At 61.6% G+C, this 26988-nt stretch carries 19 protein-coding genes and 2 riboswitches; of the genes, 16 read left to right on the top strand and 3 right to left on the bottom strand.

What is annotated here, in order from left to right; translation table 11 throughout:
* Positions 1-205: 205 nt before the first annotated feature.
* From DCC24_RS06810 to DCC24_RS06790, 5 genes are all read left to right on the top strand, one after another.
* Positions 206-472 (top strand): hypothetical protein, encoded by a 267-nt coding sequence (locus DCC24_RS06810; RefSeq protein WP_110099169.1) that lies wholly within the window; start codon positions 206-208, stop codon positions 470-472.
* Positions 469-1881 carry a sensor histidine kinase gene (locus tag DCC24_RS06805; RefSeq protein WP_110099168.1) on the top strand — a complete coding sequence of 471 codons (1413 nt, stop codon included), beginning with the start codon at positions 469-471 and terminating at the stop codon, positions 1879-1881. The genes DCC24_RS06810 and DCC24_RS06805 overlap by 4 nt, the downstream gene beginning before the upstream one ends.
* Positions 1878-2603 (top strand): response regulator transcription factor, encoded by a 726-nt coding sequence (locus DCC24_RS06800; RefSeq protein WP_110099167.1) that lies wholly within the window; start codon positions 1878-1880, stop codon positions 2601-2603. The genes DCC24_RS06805 and DCC24_RS06800 overlap by 4 nt, the downstream gene beginning before the upstream one ends.
* A 111-nt stretch (positions 2604-2714) precedes the next feature.
* Positions 2715-3695 (top strand): ABC transporter ATP-binding protein, encoded by a 981-nt coding sequence (locus tag DCC24_RS06795; RefSeq protein ID WP_110099166.1) that lies wholly within the window; start codon positions 2715-2717, stop codon positions 3693-3695.
* Positions 3692-4831, top strand: coding sequence for an ABC transporter permease (locus DCC24_RS06790; protein ID WP_110099165.1), 1140 nt, complete (start codon positions 3692-3694; stop codon positions 4829-4831). The genes DCC24_RS06795 and DCC24_RS06790 overlap by 4 nt, the downstream gene beginning before the upstream one ends.
* A gap of 365 nt (positions 4832-5196) precedes the next feature.
* Here the strand turns inward: DCC24_RS06790 and DCC24_RS06785 are convergent, their stop codons facing one another.
* Complete coding sequence (locus DCC24_RS06785) at positions 5197-5742, bottom strand: hypothetical protein (RefSeq protein ID WP_199446238.1); 546 nt, start codon at positions 5740-5742, stop codon at positions 5197-5199.
* 218 nt (positions 5743-5960) lie between these two features.
* On the opposite strand from DCC24_RS06785, the gene DCC24_RS06780 reads away from it, so the two are divergent.
* The 10 genes from DCC24_RS06780 to DCC24_RS06735 all read left to right on the top strand — a co-directional run bounded on the left by DCC24_RS06780 (position 5961) and on the right by DCC24_RS06735 (position 21822).
* Positions 5961-6299: a DUF4212 domain-containing protein gene (locus DCC24_RS06780; RefSeq protein WP_110099164.1), complete on the top strand. Its 339-nt coding sequence runs from the start codon at positions 5961-5963 to the stop codon at positions 6297-6299.
* Positions 6296-7972: a sodium:solute symporter family protein gene (locus tag DCC24_RS06775; protein WP_110099163.1), complete on the top strand. Its 1677-nt coding sequence runs from the start codon at positions 6296-6298 to the stop codon at positions 7970-7972. The genes DCC24_RS06780 and DCC24_RS06775 overlap by 4 nt, the downstream gene beginning before the upstream one ends.
* 734 nt (positions 7973-8706) lie before the next feature.
* Positions 8707-9126: a hypothetical protein gene (locus tag DCC24_RS06770; RefSeq protein ID WP_110099162.1), complete on the top strand. Its 420-nt coding sequence runs from the start codon at positions 8707-8709 to the stop codon at positions 9124-9126.
* A 3-nt stretch (positions 9127-9129) separates the two neighbouring features.
* The gene (locus DCC24_RS06765) at positions 9130-12273 is read left to right on the top strand and encodes an efflux RND transporter permease subunit (RefSeq protein ID WP_110099161.1); all 3144 of its coding nucleotides are present in this window, start codon (positions 9130-9132) and stop codon (positions 12271-12273) included.
* Between the two features lie 272 nt (positions 12274-12545).
* Positions 12546-15335 carry an HAD-IC family P-type ATPase gene (locus DCC24_RS06760; protein ID WP_233492010.1) on the top strand — a complete coding sequence of 930 codons (2790 nt, stop codon included), beginning with the start codon at positions 12546-12548 and terminating at the stop codon, positions 15333-15335.
* Positions 15336-15344: 9 nt separating this feature from the next.
* Positions 15345-16373, top strand: coding sequence for an MsnO8 family LLM class oxidoreductase (locus tag DCC24_RS06755; RefSeq protein ID WP_158524616.1), 1029 nt, complete (start codon positions 15345-15347; stop codon positions 16371-16373).
* A gap of 112 nt (positions 16374-16485) precedes the next feature.
* A complete protein-coding gene (locus DCC24_RS06750) occupies positions 16486-17349 on the top strand; it encodes a cyclase family protein (RefSeq protein WP_110099160.1) in 864 nt (287 codons plus the stop codon).
* Positions 17346-19154: a thiamine pyrophosphate-binding protein gene (locus DCC24_RS06745; protein WP_110099159.1), complete on the top strand. Its 1809-nt coding sequence runs from the start codon at positions 17346-17348 to the stop codon at positions 19152-19154. The genes DCC24_RS06750 and DCC24_RS06745 overlap by 4 nt, the downstream gene beginning before the upstream one ends.
* A 148-nt stretch (positions 19155-19302) precedes the next feature.
* A complete protein-coding gene (locus DCC24_RS06740) occupies positions 19303-19686 on the top strand; it encodes a YtxH domain-containing protein (RefSeq protein ID WP_110099158.1) in 384 nt (127 codons plus the stop codon).
* A 348-nt stretch (positions 19687-20034) separates the two neighbouring features.
* Entirely contained in the window at positions 20035-21822 is a 1788-nt protein-coding gene (locus DCC24_RS06735) for a BCCT family transporter (RefSeq protein ID WP_110099157.1), read from the top strand.
* A gap of 120 nt (positions 21823-21942) precedes the next feature.
* Here the strand turns inward: DCC24_RS06735 and DCC24_RS06730 are convergent, their stop codons facing one another.
* Both DCC24_RS06730 and DCC24_RS06725 read right to left on the bottom strand, forming a co-directional pair.
* Positions 21943-23352: an LLM class flavin-dependent oxidoreductase gene (locus tag DCC24_RS06730; RefSeq protein ID WP_110099156.1), complete on the bottom strand. Its 1410-nt coding sequence runs from the start codon at positions 23350-23352 to the stop codon at positions 21943-21945.
* Between the two features lie 12 nt (positions 23353-23364).
* Positions 23365-23462: riboswitch (SAM riboswitch) on the bottom strand.
* 97 nt (positions 23463-23559) lie between these two features.
* Positions 23560-24819 (bottom strand): acyl-CoA dehydrogenase, encoded by a 1260-nt coding sequence (locus tag DCC24_RS06725; RefSeq protein ID WP_233487992.1) that lies wholly within the window; start codon positions 24817-24819, stop codon positions 23560-23562.
* Positions 24820-25145: 326 nt separating this feature from the next.
* Between DCC24_RS06725 and DCC24_RS06720 the strand changes: the two genes are divergently transcribed.
* The gene (locus DCC24_RS06720; RefSeq protein WP_110099155.1) at positions 25146-26702 is read left to right on the top strand and encodes a Cys-Gln thioester bond-forming surface protein; all 1557 of its coding nucleotides are present in this window, start codon (positions 25146-25148) and stop codon (positions 26700-26702) included.
* Between the two features lie 151 nt (positions 26703-26853).
* Positions 26854-26988, top strand: a riboswitch (SAM riboswitch).

The raw sequence follows: 26988 nt of genomic DNA, 5'->3' as shown, positions 1-26988 counted from the left end.
GGACACGTCGAGGTCTTTCGGATGGACTGTGTAAGAACTTCCATCATCGGAAGACCTCGACGTCTATCCGGGCAGCGCCACGCCGTGTCCTGGAATCACTGATCCACACCCTCAATTACGAAGAGCCGCCAAACCGCTCAACCAGTTCAGGCCCACCCGCAAGCGCGCACCCGAACTAGAACAGCCCGGCTGTCTGCACGCCAATATGGATCTCTACCGTCACAGCTACAAGATGGTGCCACTGGTGGATTCGGATCTGATGGCCGAGACGTTCGAGCTGGCCTGGCAGATCCGGGTGATGGATATGCGCGCCTCGCCCTATGACCTCTCCGACTGGGGTCTGGATCCCATCCGCATCGAGACCCGGGACGGCAAAGCCGAATACACCCGCTTGCAGAAAGAGTTTTCCGAGCGCGCTCAGGTGCTGCGTGCCCGTCTGCTCGAGGTACTGACCCCCTGGAGCACGCTGTGACCGAATCCGCCGAGCACCGCCGCGACCTTCCGCCCCACTGGCTACGCACCGACGCACTGATCGGTGCCGGCTTAGTGATCATCGGGCTAATCTTTACCGCGTTATCGCATCGCTCGGGACTGCTCGAGACCATGGGATTCACCACCTGGGGCACCTATCTCAGCGTGCCGTTGCTGGCTTTACCCATGATCCTCTACCGGCGCTTCCCCTGCACGGTAGCCAGCTACCTGGCGGTGGCGGCCATCGTGTTCAATCACACCATCGGCGTGGAGGTGTACTCGTACCAGATCGTGCTCTTTGTGAGTTTCTACGGGGTCGGTGCCTGGTCGAATGATCGCCGGCGCGCCCTGTGGGTCCGGGTTGGGATTATCGGACTGATCCTCGCGTGGCTGATCGCGACCTCGATCCAGGCCATCACCCAGGCCCAAGCCACGGGTGCGGACCTCTATCAGACCCTCACCGCGCTGGGATCCCAATGGTTGGTCAACGCAATCTTCTATTTCTTGGCCTGGATCTTCGGGAACTCCTCCTGGCAGGGCGCAATCGCCCACAACCAGCTCCATCTCGCCCATCAGAAGCTCTCGACGGCCCACCGCGAGCTTCACGAGGCGCAACAACAACTGGCGGCCTCGGCCGTGCACGCCGAACGGATGCACATTGCCCGTGAACTACACGACGTCGTCGCCCACCACGTGACCGTGATGGGCATTCATGCCTCCGCGGCCCGGCGTAGCCTGGACACATCAGCCAAGGGCAGTACCGACAGCACCGGCAATGTCGCTGGAGTCGAGCAATTGCGTGCCATCGAGACCGCCGCACAGCAGACCATCGCCGAGTTGCGGGCCCTGGTCTACACACTGCGCGACCAGCCAGAACACACCGCGCAGCTACCGGACCTCAGTCAGCTTCCCGATCTGGTGCGAACGGCTCATGCCACCTCCCAAACCGTCCGACTAGAAATTATTGAACCCAGCCAGCCCGGTGTCGCCCGCCCCGAGGTCCCCTCCTCGGTGCAGCTGACGCTGTACCGGATCGCCCAGGAAGGCATCAATAACGCCCGCAAACATGCCGGGGCCACCGCCACCGTGGTGGTCCGGTTGCGTTATCTGGCTGATGCGATCGAACTGGAAGTCTCCGATCATAACCATTCCCCCAGCTCGATGCGTCGGGCTTCTCAGCATACCGGCCTCGCTGAGGGCACCGGGTCCGGGCTGCAAGGGCTCACCGAACGCGTCACCGCGCTGGATGGGACCTTCACCGCCGGACCGAAATCTTCCGGTGGCTGGCTGATTCGAGCCAACATCCCGCTCACCGAGACACCCGCGGATTCGTCCGCGGCATCCACGATCTGCACCGAAGCAACCGAACCGTTCGACGATCCACCACCGTCCAGGACCCAGCTGGCATGAACACCCCCGATGAACTCGATGAGACCTTGAGCGTCGTGCTGGTCGATGACCAGCCCATGATCCGTACCGGACTGGCCGCGATGATCGCGACTGAGCCCCGATTACAGCTGGTGGGTGAAGCAGCCAACGGCGTCGAAGCCATCGAGCTGGTCCGGGCACAGCGCCCCGATGTGGTGTGTATGGACGTCCGCATGCCGGTGATGGATGGAATCGAAGCCACCCGGGAGATCGCCCGGCTCTCCACGACCAGCTCGGTGCTGATCCTGACCACGTTCGATCGCGACGATTTCTTGTTCGAAACCCTCGAGGCCGGCGCCTCCGGATTCTTGCTCAAGACCGCCGGGGCCGAGGACATTATCGACGCAATCATCACCCTGGGTGATGGGGACGCACTACTGGCCCCGGAAGTTACCGGACGGGTCCTGCAGCGTTTCGCCGGCCAGACCCCCACCGCAGACCAGCCTGACCAGCCGGCCCCCATTACTCGCCCGAAACCGGCTGCCCTGCTCGAAGCCGCCGGACCGGAAGTCCTCAACGAGCTCACCGGGCGAGAAACCGAGATCTTCCACATGCTCATCCAGGGCTATTCCAACCCCGAAATCGCCGAACACCTGGTCGTCGGTGCTGCCACCGTCAAGACTCACGTGTCGCATCTGCTGATGAAACTGCGGGTCAAGGATCGGGTCCACGCAGTGATTTGGGCCTACGAGCACCACATCTAGCCCATCTCACTCCTCTCACTCCTCTCAGTCTTCTGGCGCCCGGCCGCAAGTGGTCAAATTTCACCCAATAGGGGGAGGACGCCCCGGCCACCCGTTTTCTACATTGGTGATATGAGACATCACGACAATGCTCCCCCGCCGGCCTCTGGGGCCTCGGCTGAGTCCGGAATCGTCATCGACAACCTGATCAAGTCCTACGGCACCCGCCAAGTGCTCAAAGAGCTCTCCTTCTCCATCAAACCGGGCCTGATGACCGGTTTCGTGGGAGGTAACGGTGCCGGTAAAACGACCACCATGCGCATCTTGATGGGTGTACTCGACCACGATGGCGGCACCATCACCGTCAATGGTTCCCCCATCGATGCCCGGTACCGCTCTCACATCGGCTACATGCCCGAAGAACGCGGGCTGTACCCGAAGATGCCGGTCAAAGAACAGCTGGTCTACCTGGCCAAACTCCACGGCGTCGACTCCGCTGCTGCCTCCCACCGTTCCGAGGAGATCCTAGAGCGTCTCGGCCTCGCCTCTCGGGCAAAAGATGATCTGGAAGATCTCTCCCTGGGTAACCAACAGCGCGTCCAAGTCGCCGCCGCGCTGGTCCACGAGCCGGCCGCACTCGTGCTCGATGAGCCGTTCTCCGGACTCGACCCGCAAGCGGTCGAGACCATCCTGGAGGTCCTGCAAGATGTCGCCAGCCGGGGTGCCCCGGTGCTGTTCTCCTCTCATCAACTCGATCTGGTCGAACGACTCTGCGACGAGCTGGTCATCCTCGCCGACGGGCAGGTGGCCGCCAACGGCACCCGCGATCAGCTACTCGAGCAGGCCGACATTAAGGACTGGAGGTTGCGCACCGATGCCGGCACCGGGTGGGCCCGAGAGGTCCCCGGCATCACGGTCACCGAATTCGACGGCGGCGATCTACGCTTCACCGCCGAAAACCCCCAGACCGCCCATCAGTTACTGGCCCAGGCCATCACCCGTGGCACCGTCTTCGAGTTCGGTCCGATCCACCGGAGTTTGCACGAGATCTTCCACGACGTCGTCACCGACCAATCCGATACCGCTGACACCACCCCAGGAGACCACCCATGACCAGCTTGAGCGCGGCCAGCGTTGTGGCCGGACGTGAAATCAAAACCCGCCTGCGGTCCAAAGCCTTTGTGATTACCGGGATCATCTTGATCGCCCTGGTGCTGCTCGGTACGCTCTTCGGACCTCGCGTAGCCGAATCCTTGACCTCCGGTGGTTCCTCGGACACCACCGTAGCCATCTCCCAAGACGTCGTGGACGCCAGCAACACCGCCGAACCCCACGCCGGACTCGATGCGGTCCCCGGGCTTGAGGCCACCACCGTCGAAGACGCCGAGACCGTCACAGACCAGGTGACCTCCGGCGAGGCCGATGCCGGGCTGATCCTGACCGAAGTGACCGACACCAACCCCATGGGTATTGAAGTCCTCTCCCTGGGCGAACCCCCCAGCGCGCTCATCGACGCCCTGTCGATCGCCCCGGAAATCACCATCCTGGAGGATTCCGATGCCCAGAATTTCGCCATCATGTACCTGCTGGGCATGATTTTCGGTCTGGTTTACTTTATGGCGGCCATCCTCTTCGGTCAGACCATGGCCAGCTCCGTGGTCGAAGAAAAACAATCCCGGATCATCGAGATTCTGTTGGCTGCTGTCCCGGCTCGAGCCATCTTGTTCGGCAAGGTACTGGGCAACTCCATTGTCGCTTTCGCCCAGATCGCGCTGATGGCACTGGCCGCGGTCATCGGCATTCTGGTTAATGGCGACGACGAGCAGATGCCGTTGCTCAGTGAACAAATGATCGCTCCGACCCTGTGGTTCGTACTGTTCTTCGCCATTTCGTTTGTCATGGTGGCCGGGATGTACGCCGCGGCCGCCTCGATGGTTTCGCGCAATGAAGACCTTGGTTCCATCTCCACGCCCATCGTGCTCCTGATCTTGGTCCCCTACCTGCTGATTGTCATGTACCCCACCAATACCGCGCTCGTCACGGCGATGAGCTGGATTCCCTTCTCAGCAGTCGTTGCCATGCCGATTCGGGTCTTCACCGGCGAGGCGGCGCTGTGGGAAGTGCTGGGGTCACTGGGGCTGTTAATTCTCACCACCGCGTTGGTATTGGCCTTGGCCACCCGGATCTACCAGAACTCCGTGCTGAAAATCGGCAAAGCCGTCAAGTTCCGGGAAGCCTTGGCCTCCTAAGGCTCGGTGGCAATACCACCCACTGAGATACCGCAAGAGCTACTCATCCGCCGGGGACGACGTCCCTGACAGATGGGTAGCTCTTGGGATTCGCCAGGGCTCGGTCAGGGAGAATGAGACCGATCACTGCGCGCATCGTGGTCGAGATGATCGATGCACTCAAGTCAGTGTGTTGTCATTTCTGGCAGACTAGCAAACACGTGACCAGAGTGCGCACCGACCATGATTCAGATCATCTGTTGAGACTTTTGGGGGACACAATATTTTCTGGTCTGCCCTGCTGCGTGACTGCCGACCCCTCGTGTGCTCCGGCGACGATATCGATCCGAGTTTTTGGCAGCACCCACCACCTCCATGTGGTTGATTCACGAAGACCGGATCGAACCGCGTGAAGACGCTGAATCGCGTTGTGGCCAGTGGCGGTACATAGTCCACCCAGCTTTCATCAGGAGAACCGCACCACCAGCGGCCAGCACCAGGCCCATTCCGGGCACGAAAGCACCCCACGCATTCAGCTGAATCGAGTGGGAGACGATACTCCAGCATTGAAGTATCACGATGAGCGCGACGATACCTCCCGGACCTGCCGCATGACCGATAGCCAGTTTGCGACGGGGCACGAAAGCTCCCGCAAACGCCAGGCATCCAACCGCCAACGTGAGAACCCCTGGGCCGTCGGTCCCACGAAGATGGAACGTCTCACCGGTGAGGTCCTCCACCCAGGGCAATGACACCCACGGGAGAAAAGCGGAGATAATGAACATCATTCCGCCGAGCATCATCGGCCAGCTCCCCAGGTGAAAGATTCCCCACCCGTGCGCCTTGCGTGCTTTCAATCGCGCGACGATCCCAGATAAGCCCTGGTCGTCGGCGCCAGTCGGTGCAGTCTGCTCTCGTGCGGAGGTGCTCATACCCGGCACTCTACAGTGACACATATCACAGTGTCCAACCATAACCTAGCACTGGGGTGGAAAGCTTACGTGACCCATCAGTCAATGATGACCAGTAGATCTCTTCTTATTTTCTATTGTGACGTAGCGCACACTCAGGTAGTCTCCTTTCAAGCGTTTTTGCCGCATTCCTGAATCTACTGGGCCCGTGCCCACGATCGACGACAAAGGAGCATCACATGTCTGACAAGGCACAAGAAAACCCTTCTTCACACGCTCCGCCTCCGGATAACGGCTGGCGGCAACGCTATTGGAAGAAGAACCTTCGACTGATGATTGTGCTACTGATCATCTGGTTTACCGTTTCATTTGGTTTCGGGATTCTGTTGATCGAGCCTCTGAATAACATCGTGATTCTTGGATTCCCCTTGGGCATGTGGTTTGCCCAGCAGGGTTCGATCTACACCTTCGTGCTCCTGATTCTGGTCTATGCGCTGTGGATGGACCGGCTCGATAGAGAGTTCGGCGTCTCTGAAGTTGACCAGCGCGACGCTCAGCAGGGAGGTCACTCGTCATGAGTTCCTTGGAATTCTGGACATTCTTCTTCCTGATCCTGACCTTCGGTATCTATATCGTCATCGCCTGGCGCTCCCGAGTTAAAGAGACCAAGGAATTCTACGTCGCTTCTCGTGGGGTGCCAACGATAGCCAACGGTGCAGCGGTAGCCGCAGACTGGATGTCAGCGGCTTCCTTCATCGGTATGGCGGGCATGATCGCTTTCCTCGGCTCCGATGGGTCGGTCTACTTGATGGGGTGGACCGGCGGCTATGTTCTGCTAGCCCTGTTGTTGGCCCCGTACCTGCGTAAATGGGGCAAGTTCACTGTCCCGGAATTCGTGGGCGAACGCTACAACGACACGGTCCGGCTCGTGGCAGCTATCTGCGCCATCATCGTTTCCTTCACCTACGTCGTCGGTCAGATGACCGGTGGGGGTGTCGTCTTCTCGCGGTTCCTCGGTCTGGACCCGCAGTGGGCCGTGGTGGCCTGTGCGGCCGTGATTTTCTTCTACGCGGTGCTGGGCGGGATGAAAGGCATCACCTATACTCAGGTGGCGCAGTACGTGGTACTCATCATCGCTTACTTAATCCCCGCGGTGGCCATCTCGCAGTATCTCGGTAACTTTCCAATCCCCCAGATCACTTACGGGCAGATCTTAGAAGAACTCAACATGCTCCGTACGGATTTCGGTCTGCATGAGTTCACCGATGCATTCGCCGGTCGTGAGGGGGGCCAGCTGGATGTGTTTCTAGTCACTCTCTCGCTCATGCTGGGCACCGCTGGTCTGCCACACGTGATCATCCGGTTCTACACCACCAAAACAGTTCGTGGCGCTCGCTTCTCCGCCTTCTGGGCACTGTTCTTCATCTCATTGTTGTACCTGACCGCTCCGGCGATGGGCGCCTTTACCAAGCTCAATCTGCTCCGGGGCGCCCAGGGTTCCGACGAGGACGGCCTTCCGGGATGGATCACACCATGGCAAGAAACCGGACTCGTTGAGGTGAACACCACCGGTGACATTAATTCGGTGTCGAATGTGTCCGGAACGGCGGATCTCGTAGTCTCCAACGACATTTTGGTGCTCGCCTCCCCCGAAATTGGAGGCCTTCCCACCCCCATCGTCGGGTTGATGGCAGCTGGTGGAATGGCGGCAGCGCTTTCCACGGCAGCTGGCCTGCTGTTGGTGATCTCCTCGGCGACCTCCCACGATATTTACTACCGGATGATTTCGAAGGAAAGAGCCTCCGAGAGTCGGCAGATGTTGGTCGGACGCCTGGCCATGGCAGTTGCGGTAGTCATCGCAATCATTGCCGGACTGAATCCTCCGGCGTTTGTGGCCCAGGTAGTGGCCTTCGCCTTCGGACTGGCGGCCGCAACGTTCTTCCCGATCCTGATCTTGGGGATCTTCTGGAAGAATGCCAACGCCATCGGTGCAGCGGTCGGCATGCTCACCGGTTTGGTCTTCAGCGGCGGCTACATGGTCTACACCCTGGAGCTATTCGGCACCCCTGCCAATGAGCCCATCCTGGGTATCTCGCCGGAAGGCATCGGGCCCGTCGGCGCGTTGCTGAACTTCCTGATTACCATTGTGGTCTCAAAACTCACCAGACCTCCCAGCCAGGAAGTTCAGGAGATGGTGGAGTCGATCCGCTACCCCGCCCAGCAACAGCAGAAGGTTCCCGTTAATCGGTAGCCACATCTCAACCCTCAACGCCCTCACTCGCACCACGGCGCTCTCGGGCCAGTTTTCCGAAAGCGTCGTGGTGCCTTATATTCCGGGTTGGCACACCTCGGCCTGACGTTCGCATTTTCGGCATTCCGCAGCCCTTCTTCTACACTCCCGCTCACCAGCAACCCAGCAGCGGGAGCACCTTTCTCTTTCAGAAGCGCCGATCCATGACGAGCCGCTGTAGCAACTCTTCTCTTGAACACCTGCTGGAGTATGCCCGAGCATCGGCACGCACCAACCACACTGATGACGTTCTCACATCGGCCGAACTCTCCCTCGACAGACGAAGCCCAACAATGCTCGTCGTCCAGCTCGATGCGTTACCGCCTTCGGAACCAACCCCTGGAATACTTCGGGAATGCTTGGTGAAAGCGGTGATAGAGGACCGTTACGAGCAGGAACCCGCGGGCGAGGAGCAGCTGGTGGTATCACCGTATGTCACGACACCATGTTTGAGATCTCCGTCGCAACAGAATGGGCCGAACTCTGCGGTCGATCGCGCGCAACACGCTGTTCACGGCTCGGCCAGGCCACCGCCATATGAGGCCTGAAACCGAAGGTCGTGCCACCCACGCTACACCGAGGCTTCAGCTGACAATTCTCGCGCCCCCGCACGCGGGCGGGTAACATGTGTGTGGTCCGATCCACGCAGACTCTGCACCGTGAGGAGCGCTCATGCTCATCTCTGAGGAGCACTGGTGATTACTGATATTCCATTACGTCCCGAGCATGACGGTTCGGCCCTTTATCTTCTGGGCCCCACTGATCCGACCACCCTGGAATCGATCGTCATCGCCGCATCACGATCCTTGATGATTGACGCGGTGGGCACCGGCCCGATCAAAGCTACCCTACAGTCAATGGCGGCGCCCCACCACGTGGGATTGCGAGCTACCCTTCCCACTCCCTCGGGTGACGACCCCGCGCCCCAGCCCGGACCAGGGCCCGATCATCCCAACACCGCAGTGGTCTCGGTCCCGTTGTCCGAAGAAGTCCGGATCCGCGGGCTCATCTCCGCCCGCGGGATTTCCGGAGGCCGGATCGGCGTCGTTGATGCCAGCACCGAGGCCGTTGAGATCACGGCGCCTGTTGCCCCAGGTCCTGACAAAGAGAGCTAAACCATGTCATTCTTGCCTCGCTTGTCGCTGAGAAACCGCGCCTTTATCGCGTTGGTCTCGATCGTGATCACGCTACTGGGCTCCCTGTCGATGTTTCTCTTGCGACGCGAGCTGATCCCACCGGTGGAGCTTCCGGCGGTCGCCATCTCCGCCGTGAATCCCGGCGCCAGCTCAGAGCAGATGGCCGATCTGGTGGCCGAACCGCTCGAGCGTGAGTTACGCACCCTCGACGGGCTGAAACAAACCTCGGCCATCTCCAGCTCCAACTTCTCCATGGTCACCGTCGAGCTGGAATACGGCACCGACACGTATCGGGCAGCCTCGCAGGCGGAAGTCATCACCAACTACCTCGACGATCAGTTGCCCGAGGGCACCACGACGACCGTGTTGAGCGGTGGCACCGGTGATATCCCGGCGATGGTGCTTTCTGCGTCCTCGGACCGGGACTCCGCGGAGCTGATCGCCGATCTCGAGTTGGCCACCATTCCGGATCTGCAAACGATTGACGGGGTGGCCTCGGTCCAACAGTTCGGTGGGGACCAGCGCATCGTGCGCATCACCCCGGATGATGAGGCGATGGCCACAGCGGGTACCTCACGCACCGAGCTCGTCGATGCGTTGGAAGACGCCGGGGTAGTGCTCCCCGGGGGCACCGTCAACGACGAAGATGATCCCAGCAGCGAGATGGACGTAGCCATCGGCAATGAGCTCACCGCCGTCGAAGATCTCGAACAATTACTGATCAGCACCGATGAGAACCCCGTCCCGCTCGGTGATCTTGCCCAGGTGCAGGCTGAACAGCCTGAGCCCACCACCGTCTCGCGCACCAACGGCCAGGATGGTGTGTCTCTGCTAGTCATCCCGGCCGCCGATGCCAACTTCATCGAGCTTTCCGACCAGATCACCCAGGTGCTCGACGAGTCTGAAGAACAGCTCGGCCATGGCACTCAGTTCACCGTCATCTTTGACCAGGCCCCTTTTATTGAGGAATCCCTCTCTGGGCTGGCCCAAGAAGGCCTGATCGGTCTCGCGCTGGCCGTGGTGGTGATCTTCGGGTTCCTCTTCGCCGTGCGGCCGACGATCATCTCCGGTCTTTCGATCCCCTTGTCGGTCTTATTTGCCTTCGGCGGCATGCTGATCACCGACACGACGCTGAATATGATGTCGGTGGCGGGTTTGATGATCACCATCGGCCGGATGGTCGATGACTCCATTGTGGTGATCGAAAATATCGTCCGCCACCTGAAAACCACGCGACCGGTCACGCGCGCCCAACGACGCGCCACCATCTACCGGGCCACCGCTGAAGTCGCCTCCGCGGTGGTGTCCTCCACCGTCGTGGCGATGCTGGTCTTCGCCCCGGTGTTCTTCGTCTCCGGACTGGCCGGTGAGCTCTTCCGACCGTTTGCGATCACCGTGGTGCTGGCGCTGTTGGGCTCCGTGTTGGTGGCACTGACCATTGTGCCGGTGTTGGCCTACTGGTTTATGCGGGCTCCGAAAACGTCCACCGACACTGCCAGCACCGACGAGGACTCTGACCTCGATCATGACCTTGAGGCTGACCTCAAGACTGCTACCCAGCCCGAGATTCACGAACCCACCGGCGTCTTGGCCCGCGGCTACCGCCCCGTGCTGTCTTTGGCCCTGTCACACCGCTGGATCACCGTTGCCCTGGCCATCGCGGTCTTCCTCGGCTCCCTGGCGCTGACCCCGTTGCTGAAGGTCAACTTGCTCGGCGACTCAGGTATGAACATGCACACCGTAGACCAAACCGCCCCTGAAGGCACGAGCCTGCAACGCACCACCGAGCTGACCGAGGGCCTTTCGGAGCAACTACAACAACTCGAGGTGGTCGATGTGGTCCAGGTCGATATTGGCGCCGATGCCACAACCGGAGCTCTGGCCAGCAATATCGCGAACTACACGCTGATTACCGACCCCGAGGCCGATCAAGCCGAGGCCGCCGCCACCATCGAGCAGACCGTGACCGCCTATCGCGAAGAGCATCCTGAGGCCGGTGAGATACAGCTCACCGATGCCTCATCCATCCTGGGCTCCTCCACCGTCGATGTGGTGCTGGAATCCCTTGACGATGATTCCCGTACTCAGGCCAACGACCTGCTGGTCGATCAGATCGAACAGCTCGACTCGGTCGAACGCGTCGATTCCGATCTGGCCGGTAGCCAGCCCTCGGTGTCAATCACCATCGATCCACAGGCCGCCGCCGAGGCAGGAATGACCCTGAACGAGGTCACCGGGCTGATCACCTCCTACACCACCGACTATCCGGTGGCCAATGTCAGTATCGACGGGGCCGATCTGGACGTCCACCTCACCCCGGCCGCCGATATTGACACCATCCAGGAATTGGAAGACCTCGATTTAGGCGGGATCCCACTGACCGATGTGGCCGACATCGAGCGGATTTCCATCGCCCCACAAATCAATAGCTCCAATGCGGTGCGTACCGTGACCCTTTCGGCCACTCCGACCAACCCCGACGATATCGGTACTCTGACCGACGAGATCACCCAGGTTATGGACGACACCGATCTACCCGAAGGCGTCACCGCGGAGATCGGTGGTCTGGCCAGCGACATTGACACCACCTTCTACCAGCTGATGCTGGCCATGGTCGCCGCGGTCTTGCTGATCTATGTCGTGCTGGTCTGGCTGTTCAAATCCCTGATCCAACCACTGGTGTTGCTGATGTCGATCCCCTTCGGCATCAGCGGGATGATCTTGGCGTTGTTGCTGACCGGCACGCCCATCGGCGCCCCGGCGATGATCGGCCAGCTGATGTTGATCGGCATTGTGGTCACCAACGCGATCGTGCTGATCGATCTGGTGAACCAGTACCGTGATCGGAAGATGTCGATCAACGACGCCCTACTCTACGGTGGCGGGCACCGCATCCGTCCGATCCTGATGACCGCTGCGGCCACCATCGGCGCGATGATTCCCCCAGCCCTGGGTCTGTCGGGGCAATCCAGTTTCGTCTCCGCCCCGATGGCGATCGCGGTGATCGGCGGGCTGGCGTTCTCCACCGTGGTCACGCTGATCATTGTGCCGGTACTGTACTCGCTGACCGAACGTGGCGGAACCTACCGCCGCGGCGAGCACGCCAGCAGTGACCACCAGCAGTGACTGACCCGAAACAGCACATGGCCCCGGCCGCTGACTGCGACCGGGGCCATGCACCTATTCTCATCACTCACACCTTGAAGAGGCACTATCTAGTCTAAGAAGCCGCGATGAAAGCTGGCCGGGAACCAGCTGGAAACTTACTGTGAGTCTCGATGAGCGACATCATCCTCCAGGAGGACCCCACCCACACCCCACACCGGCTAAAGTAAGGCCCGGACCGACACCCGGCCCGTCCCCAGACCACATCACACAGCCCAGGGAGGAACACCACGGTGACTGACCCGGAGAGTAGCCAGCGTACCCGCAAGATCCGGAAACGCTCTCAACCCTCCACCGAGGTTGACCCATCCCCCGACGCTCGCGCAAAATTCCTCCGCGAGCGGGATGTCAACGACCCCGGCCTGGTCACCGGCACCCAGGGCCTCACGGGCGAGCAGGTACAGGCCCGCATCGACCGCGGGCTGATCAATACCCAACCTGCGGGCACCTCCCGCACGCTGTGGGCGATCCTGTCCACCCACTTATTCACCATGTTCAATCTGGTGATTGGACTCTGCGCGCTGGGCATTATCCTCTTAGGCCGCTGGCTGGACCTGTTGTTCTCCTTGGCCGCGCTGTCCAACGTGATCATCGGCGTGATCCAGGAGTACTCGGCGAAAAAGAAACTCGATCGCATCGCGTTGCTGAATCAGGACGACATTGTGGTGATGCGCCACGGTACCCCCACCTCGATCGGCCTCACCGACGCGGTGCTCGACGATGTCGTGGTGCTGCGTCGTGGCGATCAAGTCCCGGCCGACGGGGTGGTGATCTCCTCCCAGGATTTCGAGGTCGATGAATCTCTGGTCACCGGTGAAGCCGACCCGGTGGCGAAAAAAGTCCAGCACACCGTGCTGTCAGCCACCTCAGTTGTCTCCGGAACCGCCCTGATGCGTATCACCGGGGTGGGGCACGATTCCCACGCCGCCCAGCTCACCTTGAAAGCCCGCGAATTCACCACCGTGCACTCCGAGCTACGCGCCGGGCTGGAAAAAGTCGCCGGCTGGATCACGGTCTCACTCATCCCGCTGATCGCCATCACCCTTTTCGGCCAGGTGATGGCCGTGGGCGGATGGGACCAGGTCTTAGGCCACGGCAGTCTGGAGACCCCGCTGATCTCGACCATCGCCGGTATTACCACCATGATCCCGCAGGGCCTGGCCCTGATGACCACGATCAGCTTCGCTATGGCCGCACTGTCGCTCACCGGCAAAAAAGTGTTGATCCAAGAACAACCCGCCGTGGAAATCCTGGCCCGTGTCGATACGGTCTGTCTGGATAAAACCGGCACTCTGACCGAAGGTGGCATCCTGTTCGACGCCGCCTACCGGATCGACCCGACGAGCGGTGATCTCACCACACTAACGACCCCCACCACATCAGCCACTGACTCCACGGCCCAGCCACCCGCCTGGCAACAGGTACTGGCCACCATTGGCGCCGACCCCAACGCCAACCCCACCGCGATCGCGTTGCGGGAACACTTCACCCAGCAACCCGATCAGCCACTGACCGATCACGTGGTCTTCGCCTCCGAACGGCGCTGGTCAGCCTTTGGCTTCGGCACCCCCACTACCGGGGACCCGGCAGCAGACGAGGTGACCGGTGGCTGGTTTCTGGGCGCCCCGGAGGCCCTGATTTCCCAGCTGGATCCCACGCTGGCACCGGTCATTCAGCAACACACCACCGCCCTGGCCACCAACGGTCTGCGCACCATGGTGCTGGCCCGAGCCCACGCCGGTGCTGCTCATGCTACCGCCGAGCACCCCTGGTTCGGTGACAGCGCTGACCTGCCCGATCGCTTAGTACCCGAGCTGGTGCTGACCTTCGGAGAGAACGTGCGTGACGACGCCGCAGAGACCCTGAACTATTTCCGTTCCCAAGGCGTACAGCTCAAGGTCATCTCCGGGGACTCTCCCCACACCGTGGCAGCCGTGGCCCGTGCCGTGGGCTGGGAGCACGACGCCCCAGCTAGCGAGCGCACCCAGAGTACGGCCCCCAGCCTCGCCTTCGACGCCCGCAATTTACCCGAAAATGACGCCGAACTGGCCGGCATCATGGACGAATATTCCGTCTTCGGCCGCGTCTCCCCGGACCAGAAGAAACGCATGGTCGAGGCCCTGCGCGCCTCCGGTCACACGGTGGCCATGACCGGAGATGGCATCAATGACGCCCTGGCGCTGAAGCCCGCAGATTTGGGGATCGCTATGGGCAACGCTGCCCCGGCCACCAAGGCCGTCTCCCGGATGGTGCTACTGGATTCAAAATTCGACCGCCTCCCCTCAGTACTGGCCGAGGGTCGCAAAGTTATCGCCAACGTCGAGCGCCTAGCGCATCTGTTCTTGGCCAAAACCGCCTACGCATTCGGCTTCGTGCTGATCTTCTCTCTGCTGTTCTGGCAATACCCGCTCCTGCCCCGCCAAGCCTCCACCGCCGACGCACTGTTCATCGGCATCGCGTCCTTCCTCCTCGCCCTGATGCCCAACCCGCGTCGCTATGTGCCCGGTTTTCTCCACCGCGCACTGCGTTTCGCCATCCCCTCCGGGGCGGTCATCGTCCTCGCACTGGTGGCGATCAACCTGGTAGGCCGGTGCTATGCCAGATCCTTCGCCGGCGAGCTCCCCTTCTTCGACGACCCCCTCGACGCGCTGGGCTCCCCGGCCTCTTGGGATGGGTACGTCGCCGCCGCAGAGCACGTCGCCGGTGCTGCGTTGACCATGGAACAACTCCAAACCGCTACCATGATCACCTTGACCCTGACCGGGTTGTGGCTGCTGAATGTCATCTCCCGTCCGCTGAATTGGCAGAAGATCGGGATCCTGGCGATCATGTACGCCGGCCTCGTGCTGGTGGTCGCCGTGCCCTTCTCGCAGTGGTACCACCAGTTCATCCTGCCCCCCACCCCGATCCTGCTGGCCTCGATCGGGATTGCGGTTGCCGGATCGCTCGGGCTCGAACTGGTCTACCGAGTGCACAACCGCTGGTTGTGCGCACATCAGCCCGAAGCACTCCCGGCGGGATAGGCTAGAGAGATGACCTGTGCAGAGCCAATATCCCCACCGAGGCAGACATCCCTGCCTCTGTCCATCCTGGATCGGGCCAATACGCGAACTGGCTCCTCAGCCGGTGCGGTCCTGCATGACGTCATCACCCGCGCCCAACACGCCGAAACTCTGGGGTACCACCGGTTTTGGGTCGCCGAACACCACGCGGTCCCCGGCATCGCCGGATCCACCCCCGCCGTGCTGATGGCCGCCATCGCCCAAGCTACCCAGACCATCCGGATCGGCTCCGGTGGGATCATGACTCCTAGCCATCAGCCCCTCGTGGCCGCCGAGTACATCAGCACCCTGGAGGCCCTGTTCTCCTCCCGGATCGATATCGGGCTGGGCTCCTCGGTCGGCTTCACGGCCCCAATCCGTCGCGCACTCCACCAACAACATGCCGACCGCTACCATTTCCCTGAGCAACTGCGCGAGATCATCGCTTTGTTGAACGGGACTGCTGAGATCACCCTGCAACCACCGAATGAGGCAGCCACCCCGTTGTTTGTGCTCGCCTCAAAGCGTTCGGTGGCCACTGCCGCCGAGGTGGGGGCCGGTGTGGTGATCGGCGGACCGGCCCTCCCCCAGTTCTCCGTAGCCCACCGCGACGAACTGGCCGCCTATCGGGATGAGTTTGTCCCCGATCCGCACCGCAACCAGCAACCCCGGGTGATTTTATCCCTCAACGTGGCAGTAGCCGAGACGGAAGCCCACGCCCACGACCTGTTGCTCTCCGAGGCCTGGGCGATGGCCCGCTCCCGGAACGTGGGCGCCTTCCCGCCCTTGGATGATCCCACAGAGGTCCGCCACGCCCTGGATCACGCCACCGCCCGCGAACGTGCGCACACCGATGAGCACCTCGCTCAAGGCCTGGCCGGCACCCCCGAGACCGTGGCCGCCCGGGTGCGTGAGCTGGCCGAATTTTACCAGGCCGATGAGGTGCTAGTCACCGGTGGCATCTTCGACCCCGCCGACCGGCTCGCCGTCGACAAACAACTCATCGCCGCGTGGGGTTGAGGCTCTGTCGGCCGGCTGCCTGAGGCGTGCGCGACTGTTGGCGCACCACCGTGGACCGGCACAACCCTGACAGGTCCTGACACACTCACGTCAGCCGTAGTAGGGTCAAGTTGTGAACGACTCCCAACGACCCCCGGTCCAGGGCTCACTGATCGACGCCCTGGTGCGGGCCCAGGCAACAGGCACGGTGGAGATCATCGATCTCACCAACGAGCTCTCAGCCGATATTGCGGTGTTGCGCCTGCCCGCCCCCTACATCAATTTGCACGACTTCTCCCTCGAGCCGGTGGCCGCCTTCGATGAGCGGGCCCCGTTGTGGGCGCATCATAATTTCCGGATGGGTGAACACGTGGGCACTCACGTCGATGCCCCCGCCCACTGGATCACCGGTCGCGATGGCAAGCACATCCACGAGCTGGCCCCAACCCGACTGATTGGTCCGGCCGTGGTCCTCGATTTCGTCGCCGAGGCGCGGGCTGATCCCGACTGGTGCCTGGAGATTGCCGACGTTCAGCAGTGGGAGCGCACCCACGGCCCCTTACCGCCAAACTGCTGGGTGTTACTACGCACCGGCTGGGATGCCTACGCCCGCGATCCCGAAAAATCTCTCAACGCTGACCAGCATGGCCCCCACACCCCCGGGGTGTCGCCCGCAGCCGCCGAATGGCTCTCCCAGCGTGAGGAGGTCTCCGGTTTCGGAGTTGAAACCGTCGGCATCGATGCCGGCTTGGCTGCCGGATTCGAGCCGGCCTTCCCGGTGCACCACTACCTGCTCGGGGCCGATAAATATGGGGTCACCTCCCTCCAAAACCTCGATCAGCTACCACCCACCGGCGCGTTGATCGTCGTCGCCCCATTGCCGATCAAAAACGGCACCGCCGCCCCGGCGCGCGTCTTCGCGATCGTTGAACGCCCCGGTGCCGTGGCCGGCCAGCACCCCGCCAGTCCTTCCAGCTCAGACGGTGATCGCCGATGACCGAACAACCAGCTCAACAACCCCAACCCGCCCCGCACGACTCACCCGCCCAGCCGACTCTGGTCCAACGTGTGGCCGAGATCTTAGCCGAGCACGGCCTGACCCACGTCTTCGGTGTGGTCGGCTCGGGGAACTTTCATCTCACCAACCAGCTGATCGCCGCCGGGATCGAGTTCACCGCAGCCCGCCACGAGGGAGCAGCCGCGTCGATGGCCGACGCCTACACCCGATTGGCCAGCCTCGATTCCCCCGAAACCCGACAGGTCCGTCCCGAGCTGAACCCCACCGGGTTCGCTGCGGTCAGCGTCCACCAAGGGTGCGGGCTGACCAATACCCTGACCGGACTGACCGAAGCCGCCAAATCCGGCACCGGCATGCTGGTGCTCACCGCTGAAACACCCCAGGAGTCGGTGGGCTCGAATTTCAAGATCGACCAGTTCAGCCTGGTGGAAGCCGTGGGTGCCACCCCGCTACGCATCAGTGACCCCAATGAAGTGGCGACAGTACTTGACGAGGTCTTCCAACATCTCGCCCGACGTCATACCGTGGTGCTGAACTTACCGATCGATCTGCAGACCCAACCGGTCACCGCCGAACGTCAAGTCCCCCACCGGGGCCCGCGCACCGGCACCATCCCGCAACTTTCCCAGGTGACCCGAGCAGCCAAATCCTTATTTCACGCCCAGCGCCCGGTGGTACTGGCTGGTCGGGGCGCGTTGCACGCCCGCACCGAGATCATCGCTCTGGCCGAAACCGCCGGGGCACTGCTGACCACCTCCGCGGTGGCCAACGGACTCTTCGAGGGACACCCGTGGAACCTGGGCATCTCCGGTGGATTCTCCTCTCCGGTGACCGCCGAGCTCATCTCCCAAGCCGATCTGGTGCTGTCCTTTGGTTGTGCCCTGAACGACTGGACCACCCGCCACGGGGAGCTGATTAACGACGAGGCCACCCTGATCCAGGTGGACCATTCCCCGTGGGCGATCGGGAAATTCCGAGAGGTCTCCCAAACCCTGGTGGCTGATTCCGCTGCGGTGGCGGAGGCCGTCAACGCCGAGCTAACTCGCCTACACCACGACGCTGCGGAACATTCCGAGACACCGTCGGTGACCGGGTACCGCACCGATCACGTGCGTACCAAGCTCTCGGCAAAATACTTCAACGAGGTCCCCCTTGCCGGTGGCGATCTGAGCACCGAGGACCGTATTGACCCCCGCGTGCTCTCTACCAAACTCAACCGGCTGTTGCCCGAACAGCGCGTGGTGACCACCGATTCGGGAAACTTCATGGGCTACCCGGTGGCCTATCTGCGCGTTCCGGACGTGCGCGGATTCTGTTTCACCCAGGCCTTTCAGTCCATCGGGCTGGGACTGGGCACGCTGGTCGGTGCTGCCTTCGCCGAACCGACCCGCATGCCGGTCCTCGGCACCGGCGATGGCGGATTCGCCATGGGCATCTCCGAACTGGAGACCCTGGTTCGGTTGCGCATCCCAGCGGTCGTGATCATCTATAACGATGCCGCCTATGGGGCCGAGCTCCATCACTTCGGCCTGCAACCGGGGCAAGATAGTGCCCGGAACACGGTGACCTTCCCCGACACCGACTTCGCCCGGATCGCTATCGGTTACGGGGCCCGGGGGATCACCGTGCGTGTCGCCGAGGACCTCAGCCAGGTCACCGATTGGCTCGAGACCGCCGTGAGCGCCGATGAGCACGGTCGTCTGACCGGCACCCCGCTGATCGTGGATGCCAAGATCGCCTCAGATGGTGGCGCTTGGTGGCTCGAGCAGGCCTTGAGGCACTAAGTTCGGCCCTGCGTGTCCTGGGAAGACGTCGAACATTGACCTTGCTACAGCCGTAGGGAAGAATCGAAGTGAGAGCACCCTCGCTTGAAAATCGGGTGTCCACCATTTCGTATCACCCCCACCTCGGGTGAAGAAAAAGGAGAATGACATGGGTCTTTTCAGCTTTCGTAACATCTTGACCTTCGGTGCCGGTGCTGCCGCGGGGTACTTTTTGGGCTCCCGCGAGGGGCGCAAGCAGGCCGAGGAGATCGCCCGCCAGGCCCAGGAATTCTGGACCGACCCCAAGACCCAGCAACAGGTACACGATGTGACCTCCAAGGTGACCAGTGTGGTCAAGGAAAAGTCTCCGGCTCTGGGCGACGCTGCTGAAACCGCCGCCGGCATCGTCGACAGCTCCACCGGTTACACCTCCGAGACCGCCCAGTCCGAGAACACCGGCACATCCGCTGATTCCGACACCACGTCCAACTCGACGTCGAACTCCACCTCCAAGACCACCAAGCCGTCCGGCGGTGCACACGCCAACTCATGATGACCACCGGCGTTCACCCGCCGTGTCATACACCGTCATATCCGGGCCTGGATCCCTCAATGAGCGGGGGTTCGGGCTCGGTTGTGATGCTCGAGAGCAACAGCACACCAGAACCTGAGACCTCCCGTGTTACGTCGTCATAACGGCTCCGTCACGCCGTTGTTCATCTATGAGTCACCATCAATATCACCTAATTCACTTGCATTTAACACCTACTTCTGTATCGTATAGCTCAGCCCTGAAAACCAGGGCCTGAACGTGCCTGAGACGACGAATACCCGCCCTTGGGTCGTGGCCGATGGCTCGGTTCATCATCTACTCAACCTTGTCAGGAGTGCTTAGGCACCGATGTTGACCAAATTGCACGACGCGTTAAAGTTGAAAACATCCCCGGTGATTTTCTTTTCCTCCGCCGGGATCATCATTCTGTTCGTGATTGCCACCATCGCCTTCACCGAGCCACTGGGCGGGGCAGTCTCCACCGCCTCCGATTGGTTGCTGACCAACCTGGGTTGGTTCTACGTCCTAGGTGTGACCGTCTTCCTGGGGTTCTTGATCTACATCGCGCTTGGCCGGTTCGGTCGCGTCAAGCTCGGCCCCAATGACGAAAAGCCCGAGCACTCCGGTCTAGCCTGGTTCGCGATGCTGTTCGCGGCCGGTATCGGTTCGATTCTGATGTTCTGGGGTGTGGCCGAACCGGTCAGCCACTTCGGTGATCCGCCACGTGGCCCCTCGCTGGGCATTGAGGCAGGTACCGACGAGGCCGCCGTGGAGGCGATGAACTTCACCTTCTATCACTTCACGTTGCACACCTGGACCATCTTCACCCTGCCGGCACTGTGCTTCGCCTACTTCATTCACAAACGCAACCTGCCCCCACGGGTGTCCTCGATCTTCCAGCCCATTCTGGGTGAAAGAATCCACGGTCCGATCGGTAAGTTCATCGACGTGGTGGCCATCGTTGGTACCGTCTTCGGTGTTGCAGTTTCCATCGGTCTGGGTACCCTGCAGATCAACGGTGGTCTGGGTCAGCGCTTCGGTGTGCCGAACTCGGCTGGCTGGCAGCTGATCATTATCGGTGTGGTCACCGGTGTGGCTCTGCTCTCGGTGTCGCTGGGGCTGGATAAGGGCATTAAAGTGCTCTCCAACATCAACATCGTGATGGCCATCGGTCTGCTGATCTTCGTGCTCATCACCGGTTCGACCCTGTTCATGTTGCGCGGTACCTTCGAGTCCCTGGGAAGCTACCTGCACAACCTGCCCGAAATGGCGCTGTGGAACGACACCTTCGCTAATACCGGCTGGCAGAACACCTGGACCGTGTTCTACTGGGCCTGGACCATCACCTGGTCGCCGTTCGTCGGAATCTTTATCGCCCGCATTTCCAAGGGTCGCACCGTGCGTCAGTTCGTGCTCGGTGTGCTGGCTATTCCATCGGCCTTCTCCATCCTGTGGTTCGGTATCTTCGGCTACGGTTCCTTCGATATCGAGCTCAATGGCGACGGTGGCCTGGTCGAGCGCGTGGTCGACGAGGGAGACATCCCCGGCGCGCTCTTCGCCTTCCTGGAACACCACCCGTGGTCCTACCCGATGTCGATCCTGGCCATCATCCTCGTGGTGATCTTCTTCATTACCTCGGTCGACTCGGCCGCACTGGTCACCGACACCATGGCCAACGGTCACGAGGACTACAACCCGCTGGGCCAGCGCATCTTCTGGGCGGTGGCCATCGGTCTGATCACCGCCACCCTGCTGGTCTTCTCCGCTGAGGGCGGTCTGACTGCACTGGAACAGACCATTATCTTGGTCGGTCTGCCATTCTTCGTGATGGGCTACTTCCAGATGTACGCGCTCTACCGCGCCCTGCGTGAGGACGCCGGTGAGTTGCCCCAGATCCGGACTCGCGAGTGGAAGAAAGTCCTGCCACCGGAGGAATACGCCCGTCGTGACGCCGACGATGACTTCAACACCGATGATGTGGTCGTCGAGCCCGAGGCCGAAGAACCGGCTCCGGTCATGCGCGATCCGTACCTGGATCTGGAAACGATCGAGCCCAGGGCCAAGCACGGTACCCTGGCTGCCCGCACTAGCTCGGCCCCGCTACCCAAGGTGCCCAAGAAGGACCGCAACCAGTAAGGGCCCTGATTAGTAAGGGCCAGTCTGGGCCGGGGCTCGCTGAGTCCCACACGGCATGAGAAAACCGGCAGGGTTTCTCCCTCAGCGGGAGAGGCCCTGCCGGTTTGCTGTCTGGCGGTCCTAGCGCTGCAAAGATCCCGGCGTGAACTGGGAACCGTGGTGGCGTTCATTGAGGTGATCGCCCTGACCAAACAGCTTCTGACGCAACGTGCCCGGAGCGTAGCCGGTCTTGTACCGCCCCAGCTTCTGCAGCTGTGGCACCACGTACTCGACGATGTCCTCGAAGGTGCCTGGGGTGACCGCATAGGCTAAATTGAACCCGTCGATATCGGTCTCATCCTGCCACTGGATCATCTTCCGGGCCACGGTCTCGCCGGAGCCGACGATGACCGGGCCGAAGCCGCCCACACCGACCCATTCGGCCATTTTGCGCACGGTCCACTCCCCGTCATCTCCCGACGCCTGCTTGAAGGTCTCCACCGTGGACTGGATCGCGTTTGATTCCACCTCACCCAGCGGCTCGTCCAGATCGAACGTGGACAGGTCCAAGCCCATCCAGCCTGACATCAGCACCAGGGCGCCTTCCACATCGGCGTAGCTGGCGTAGTCTTCAAACTTCGCCTGGGCCTCGTCATCGGTGGCTGCGGTGATCACCGTCAGCATCGCGAAGATCCGCAGATCATAGGGGTCACGGCCGGCATCCACTGCCGCCTGGCGTAGCTTTTCCACAGTCGCGCTCATCAGCTGTGGGGTGGGCGAGTTAATGAAGGAGGCTTCAGCGTGCTTACCGGCAAACGCCCGACCTCGGGTGGAGGCACCAGCCTGGAAAATCAATGGCACCCGTTGCGGGGAGGGCTCGGTGACCGCGGTGCCGGGAACGGAGAAGTACCGACCCTGGTGGTTGATATTATGCACCTTGGTCGGATCGGTGAACACCCCGGTGCCACGATCCTCGACCACCGCATCGAGCTCCCAGGAGCCATTGAGTAACTTATAGACCACGTCCATGTACTCATCGGCGTGATCGTAGCGCTCGTCGTGTTCCATCTGATCGACATTGCCCATATTGCGGGCCGCGGAGGGCAGATACCCGGTGACCACGTTCCACCCGATCCGGCCGTCGGTGAGATGATCCAAGGTCGCCAGTCGCCGAGCGAAGGGGTAGGGGTGCTCATAGGCGGTACCGGCGGTGACCCCAAAGGAGAGGTTCTCGGTCACCGCGGCCATCGCCGAGACCAGCAAGAACGGGTCGTTGACCGGCACTTGGGCCCCGGAATTCAGCGCTGCCCGGGGTGAGTCCTCAAAGACGTCGTAGGGACCGAGCACATCGGCAATAAATAGCCCATCGAACAGGCCCTTTTCCAAGATCTGGGCCAGCTTGGTCCAGTAGCCGATCGTGTTGTATTCCCGGGCGTGATCCTCCGGGTGGCGCCACAGCCCCGGGGACTGGTGCACCACGCAATTCATGTCGAAAGCGTTGAAGAAAATCTCGCACTCGCCGTTCTGGCCGGTTTCAGGGGTGGTCGACATCGAAAGATACTCCTTCCATCGGTCTTGGCATTAGCACCCGGGCACGGACCGTGGACCACGGGTTGCTGCGGCGTCAACGAGCCAAGTCTCTCAGCCACTCTGGATGGGACGAGACCATCACCTAACCTGGGGCTTTTCGACAGAATGTGGCTGAGGCAAACCGCCGTGCGAGTGGAGACCGGTTGCTACCGGGGCGTGCTGCTGGGGCTATCGGTTCTGCGCCAAATAGGTGCTGGGCACGGTTCCGTTGACTTCCCAGTCACCGACCATCCTGGCCTTGAATACTGATGGATCATGGGTGGCCAGGGTCCGGGCGTTGCGCCAGTGCCGGTCCAGGGCCAAACCGGTGGAGGTCGCCGAGGCCCCGAGCACGTCAAAAATACCGGTGCAGACCTCCAACGCCAGTGACGGGACCGTAATCGCTGCCCGCTGGGAGGCCACCAGCGTCTCGATCCACCCGGAACCGGGCTGAGTCTCTTGACGACCAGCGTCGGTGGCCTCTTGGGCTACCACGGCCTCATCCAGTTGCGCACCGATCGCGCGCACCGCTTGCTCACACAGCGCTGATTTGGCGGAGAGTTCTCCCACAATCCCCAACAGTTGATCGTCTTCGCGCGGGGTGGACCCGGTCGAGGTGTTGAAAACGCGGGTGCGCTGTTGCAACGCGGCCATCCCATCGCGCAACGCCGCCCGGGCAATACCGGCCTGCAGGGCCAGCAACGTGACCTCAAGCATCACGTTGAGAATACCCCGCCGGGAATCACCCGGCCGGTCATAGACCGCCTCGGCCAAAGCGTCTTTCATGATCAGCGATCCGGTCGCAGTCAGCCGTTGCCCAAAACCGTCCCAGTCATCACGGACTCGCACGCGGGGCTGTTTCACCGCAACCACGGCCACCGCGGACAGACAATCCTCAACGCGCACCCCCGATTCGCCATGACGGCGTCGCTGACGGGCTCGTTTCAGCGCCAAATCATGGTCACGATCCACGCCCACCATCGTCCAGGTCGAGGCCAGCGTGCCCGTGGAGTAGTACTTGGTGCCCGACACGGTGAGGTTGCCCACCTCATCGGCGCTGACTGTGGTGGGCTGGGAGACCTGATCCATCGTGGCTGACAACGCCGAACCGCCCCACTCGCCCTGGTCAATCCGATGCCACCACTGCTGCATCTCGGACGAGGTGGTCACCGCGCGCAAATACTCAATAAACACCACATGCGATCGCCACATATGGGCGACGTTCACATCTTCGGTGGCGAGATCCATCATCAGGCGCAGCACCGTCTCGAAGCTCGCGACCGGTTGCTGCGGATCCTGTCGGGGCACCGTAACGGCCCCGAGCCCGGCATCGCGCAACTGCTCGAGCGGAATGATCGGAAGATGTCGCCCGGCTTCTCGCGCGCGATCACCACGGCCGATCTCGTCAAAGAGCTGCCGAAACTGACGGGAAAAATGTGCGTAACTCACAGCCGGTAATGCCTCCATCATTGTTGGCATGAGCGCCCGCTCCCGAAAGAACAGGCGATTACTGCGGCGTCAACGAGCGAGGTTTCTCGGGCGCTCTGAACGATTGATGCATCCACTGTAACCGATGATCGCTCAGGCGCCAATCAGCGACGTGACCTGCCGATCGGCTGCATCAGGGCTCGCATAGCATATCGGGCTCGATCCATGCGAAGCCTCATCCACAGCGCAGGCTGTATCCACAGATTAGTTCGGTCCCGGCCCGGGGTAACCCACCGGCTCCTAGCGTAAACACCGTCCGATACATCTCTGCTGAAGGGAAACTCGCTGTGAACGCACGCTCAACACCTCTGATTCCTACCCGGTTGCTGACCACCGGGGCCACGCTGGGTGTGGCCGTGGCGATGACCGCTTCCCCGGATCTCGCCCACGCCACTGTCACCGACCACCAGATCACGCAGACACGATTCACCGGCGTCTGGCGGGATACCGGCTCACACGAGACGGCCTCATGGCATTCGGTCCCGGACTTTGATGTGGGTGATTCCACCACACTGACCGGCCACGGTGAACCCGGCTACCGCGTGCACACCACTGAGGCCGACGGGAGCAACCCCCGGACGGTGGCCACCGGCCTGTTCCAGGTTGAGATCAACGGCGAGACAATTCCGGCCTACTGTTTGGAGATCTCGCAAGCGACCTTGATCGATTCTATCGGCACCGTAGATCGGTGGGACGATTTCGCCAAAACCTCCCCGGGCCCGGAGCACACGCGGGATGCCTCCACCTCTTTGCGGGTGGGGTGGATCGTGCAGAATTCCTACCCGGCCCTGGAACTGGAGGAGCTGGCGGCCAACGTACCCGGAGTCAGCCAGTTGGCCAGCGACGAGGCCATTGCTGCCACCCAGGCGGCAATCTGGCACTATACCGACGAGATCACGCTGGAAGACAAGACCGTCTCGGCCTCAAACCGTAGCGCCGATTTGGGTGAGAACTCGGTGGATCACGTGCGGGCAGTCTACGACTATCTCATCGAAGAGGCCTCGGGACTTGATCTTCAGGCGCATCAGAGTACCGCGGCGGCCCCGGGGAGCCTGCAGGTGGACGCCGAAGAGTTTCTCATTCCTGCCGACCGTGATGCGTCAGACCAGACCTTGCTGGGGCCGGTGACCATCGACGCCGCATCAGGCCATCTGGCCCTGTCGGCTGAGTCAGACTCCGGCCTGGAGTACACCTACACCAATGAAGACGGCGAACCGCTCGACCTACAACGCGTGGCGCACGGCGACGAGATTTACCTAGCGCACACTGCGGATTCTCCTGACGAAGACACCGTGACTTGGACACTGGAACAATCCCACGTCTCCCAACACCGGTTCGTCACTCTGCCGGTACACCCCGAGTCACACCGTCGCTCTCAGGCGATCTTGCTCGTCACCGCCCGGCAACACGGGCACGAAGACCAGGTGGAGCTGAGTTTCCGGACCGAGACTCAGCCGGCCGTAGCGTCCAGTTCCCCAGCCGAGGAGCCGGCAGACTCTGAGACGTCGCCCGAAGCCACGCCCCAGCAGCCCCCAACCCCCGCAGAAACCCCCACACACGAACCGGAAGAATCCCCTGCCCAGACCAGTGAAGAGCCCGCAGACACCGAATCTAGCCCCGCGACCTCGGATGTCGCCAAGCCGGTCAATGCCCCGGCAGAGGTGGATGACACTGACCAGGCCGAGCCAGACAGCAACAACGGTGAGCACAACTCCCAGGTAGCTGACGATGAACTGGCCAAGACCGGCAGTACCTCCTCGTTGCTCTGGGCTGGCGTGGGTGGCGCGATCGTGTTGCTGGTGGGCATCCTGCTGGTGCGGTGGCGTCACCGAGACGACGCCTAAACGCTCTGGAATTTCCCGAGCTTTGAACTCCCCGATCAAGACCCCGACGAACGCGGTTTCACCACGATGAGATCCCAGACCGCGTTTGCTCGGGGTCTTTTATGACACCCGATTTTGACAAGCGGAGAAACGAAAAGATTAGATAAGCACGTAACCATCCAGAGCGGTTGAGAGATCTGGCTCTTTGACACCGCAGCAACCCCGACACGTTAGACACAATTGTCTGTTGCTTCGACTGGCACATTGACGTGAATCAGCAGGGTGCTAACGCCAGGAACGATGGAGA

Source organism: Auritidibacter sp. NML100628, assembly GCF_003185985.1.
In the GTDB taxonomy this organism is placed as follows: Bacteria; Actinomycetota; Actinomycetes; order Actinomycetales; family Micrococcaceae; genus Auritidibacter; species Auritidibacter ignavus.
This window is presented reverse-complemented; position numbering and strand designations above follow the sequence as displayed.

Excerpts from the sequence above, each read along its gene's own strand:
- DCC24_RS06810 (WP_110099169.1), top strand. The coding sequence starts at position 206 with ATGGATCTCTACCGTCACAGCTACAAGATGGTGCCACTGGTGGATTCG.
- DCC24_RS06800 (WP_110099167.1), top strand. The coding sequence starts at position 1,878 with ATGAACACCCCCGATGAACTCGATGAGACCTTGAGCGTCGTGCTGGTC.
- DCC24_RS06795 (WP_110099166.1), top strand. The coding sequence starts at position 2,715 with ATGAGACATCACGACAATGCTCCCCCGCCGGCCTCTGGGGCCTCGGCT.
- DCC24_RS06790 (WP_110099165.1), top strand. The coding sequence starts at position 3,692 with ATGACCAGCTTGAGCGCGGCCAGCGTTGTGGCCGGACGTGAAATCAAA.
- DCC24_RS06785 (WP_199446238.1), bottom strand. The coding sequence starts at position 5,742 with ATGAGCACCTCCGCACGAGAGCAGACTGCACCGACTGGCGCCGACGAC.
- DCC24_RS06780 (WP_110099164.1), top strand. The coding sequence starts at position 5,961 with ATGTCTGACAAGGCACAAGAAAACCCTTCTTCACACGCTCCGCCTCCG.
- DCC24_RS06775 (WP_110099163.1), top strand. The coding sequence starts at position 6,296 with ATGAGTTCCTTGGAATTCTGGACATTCTTCTTCCTGATCCTGACCTTC.
- DCC24_RS06765 (WP_110099161.1), top strand. The coding sequence starts at position 9,130 with ATGTCATTCTTGCCTCGCTTGTCGCTGAGAAACCGCGCCTTTATCGCG.
- DCC24_RS06755 (WP_158524616.1), top strand. The coding sequence starts at position 15,345 with ATGACCTGTGCAGAGCCAATATCCCCACCGAGGCAGACATCCCTGCCT.
- DCC24_RS06745 (WP_110099159.1), top strand. The coding sequence starts at position 17,346 with ATGACCGAACAACCAGCTCAACAACCCCAACCCGCCCCGCACGACTCA.
- DCC24_RS06740 (WP_110099158.1), top strand. The coding sequence starts at position 19,303 with ATGGGTCTTTTCAGCTTTCGTAACATCTTGACCTTCGGTGCCGGTGCT.
- DCC24_RS06735 (WP_110099157.1), top strand. The coding sequence starts at position 20,035 with ATGTTGACCAAATTGCACGACGCGTTAAAGTTGAAAACATCCCCGGTG.
- DCC24_RS06730 (WP_110099156.1), bottom strand. The coding sequence starts at position 23,352 with ATGTCGACCACCCCTGAAACCGGCCAGAACGGCGAGTGCGAGATTTTC.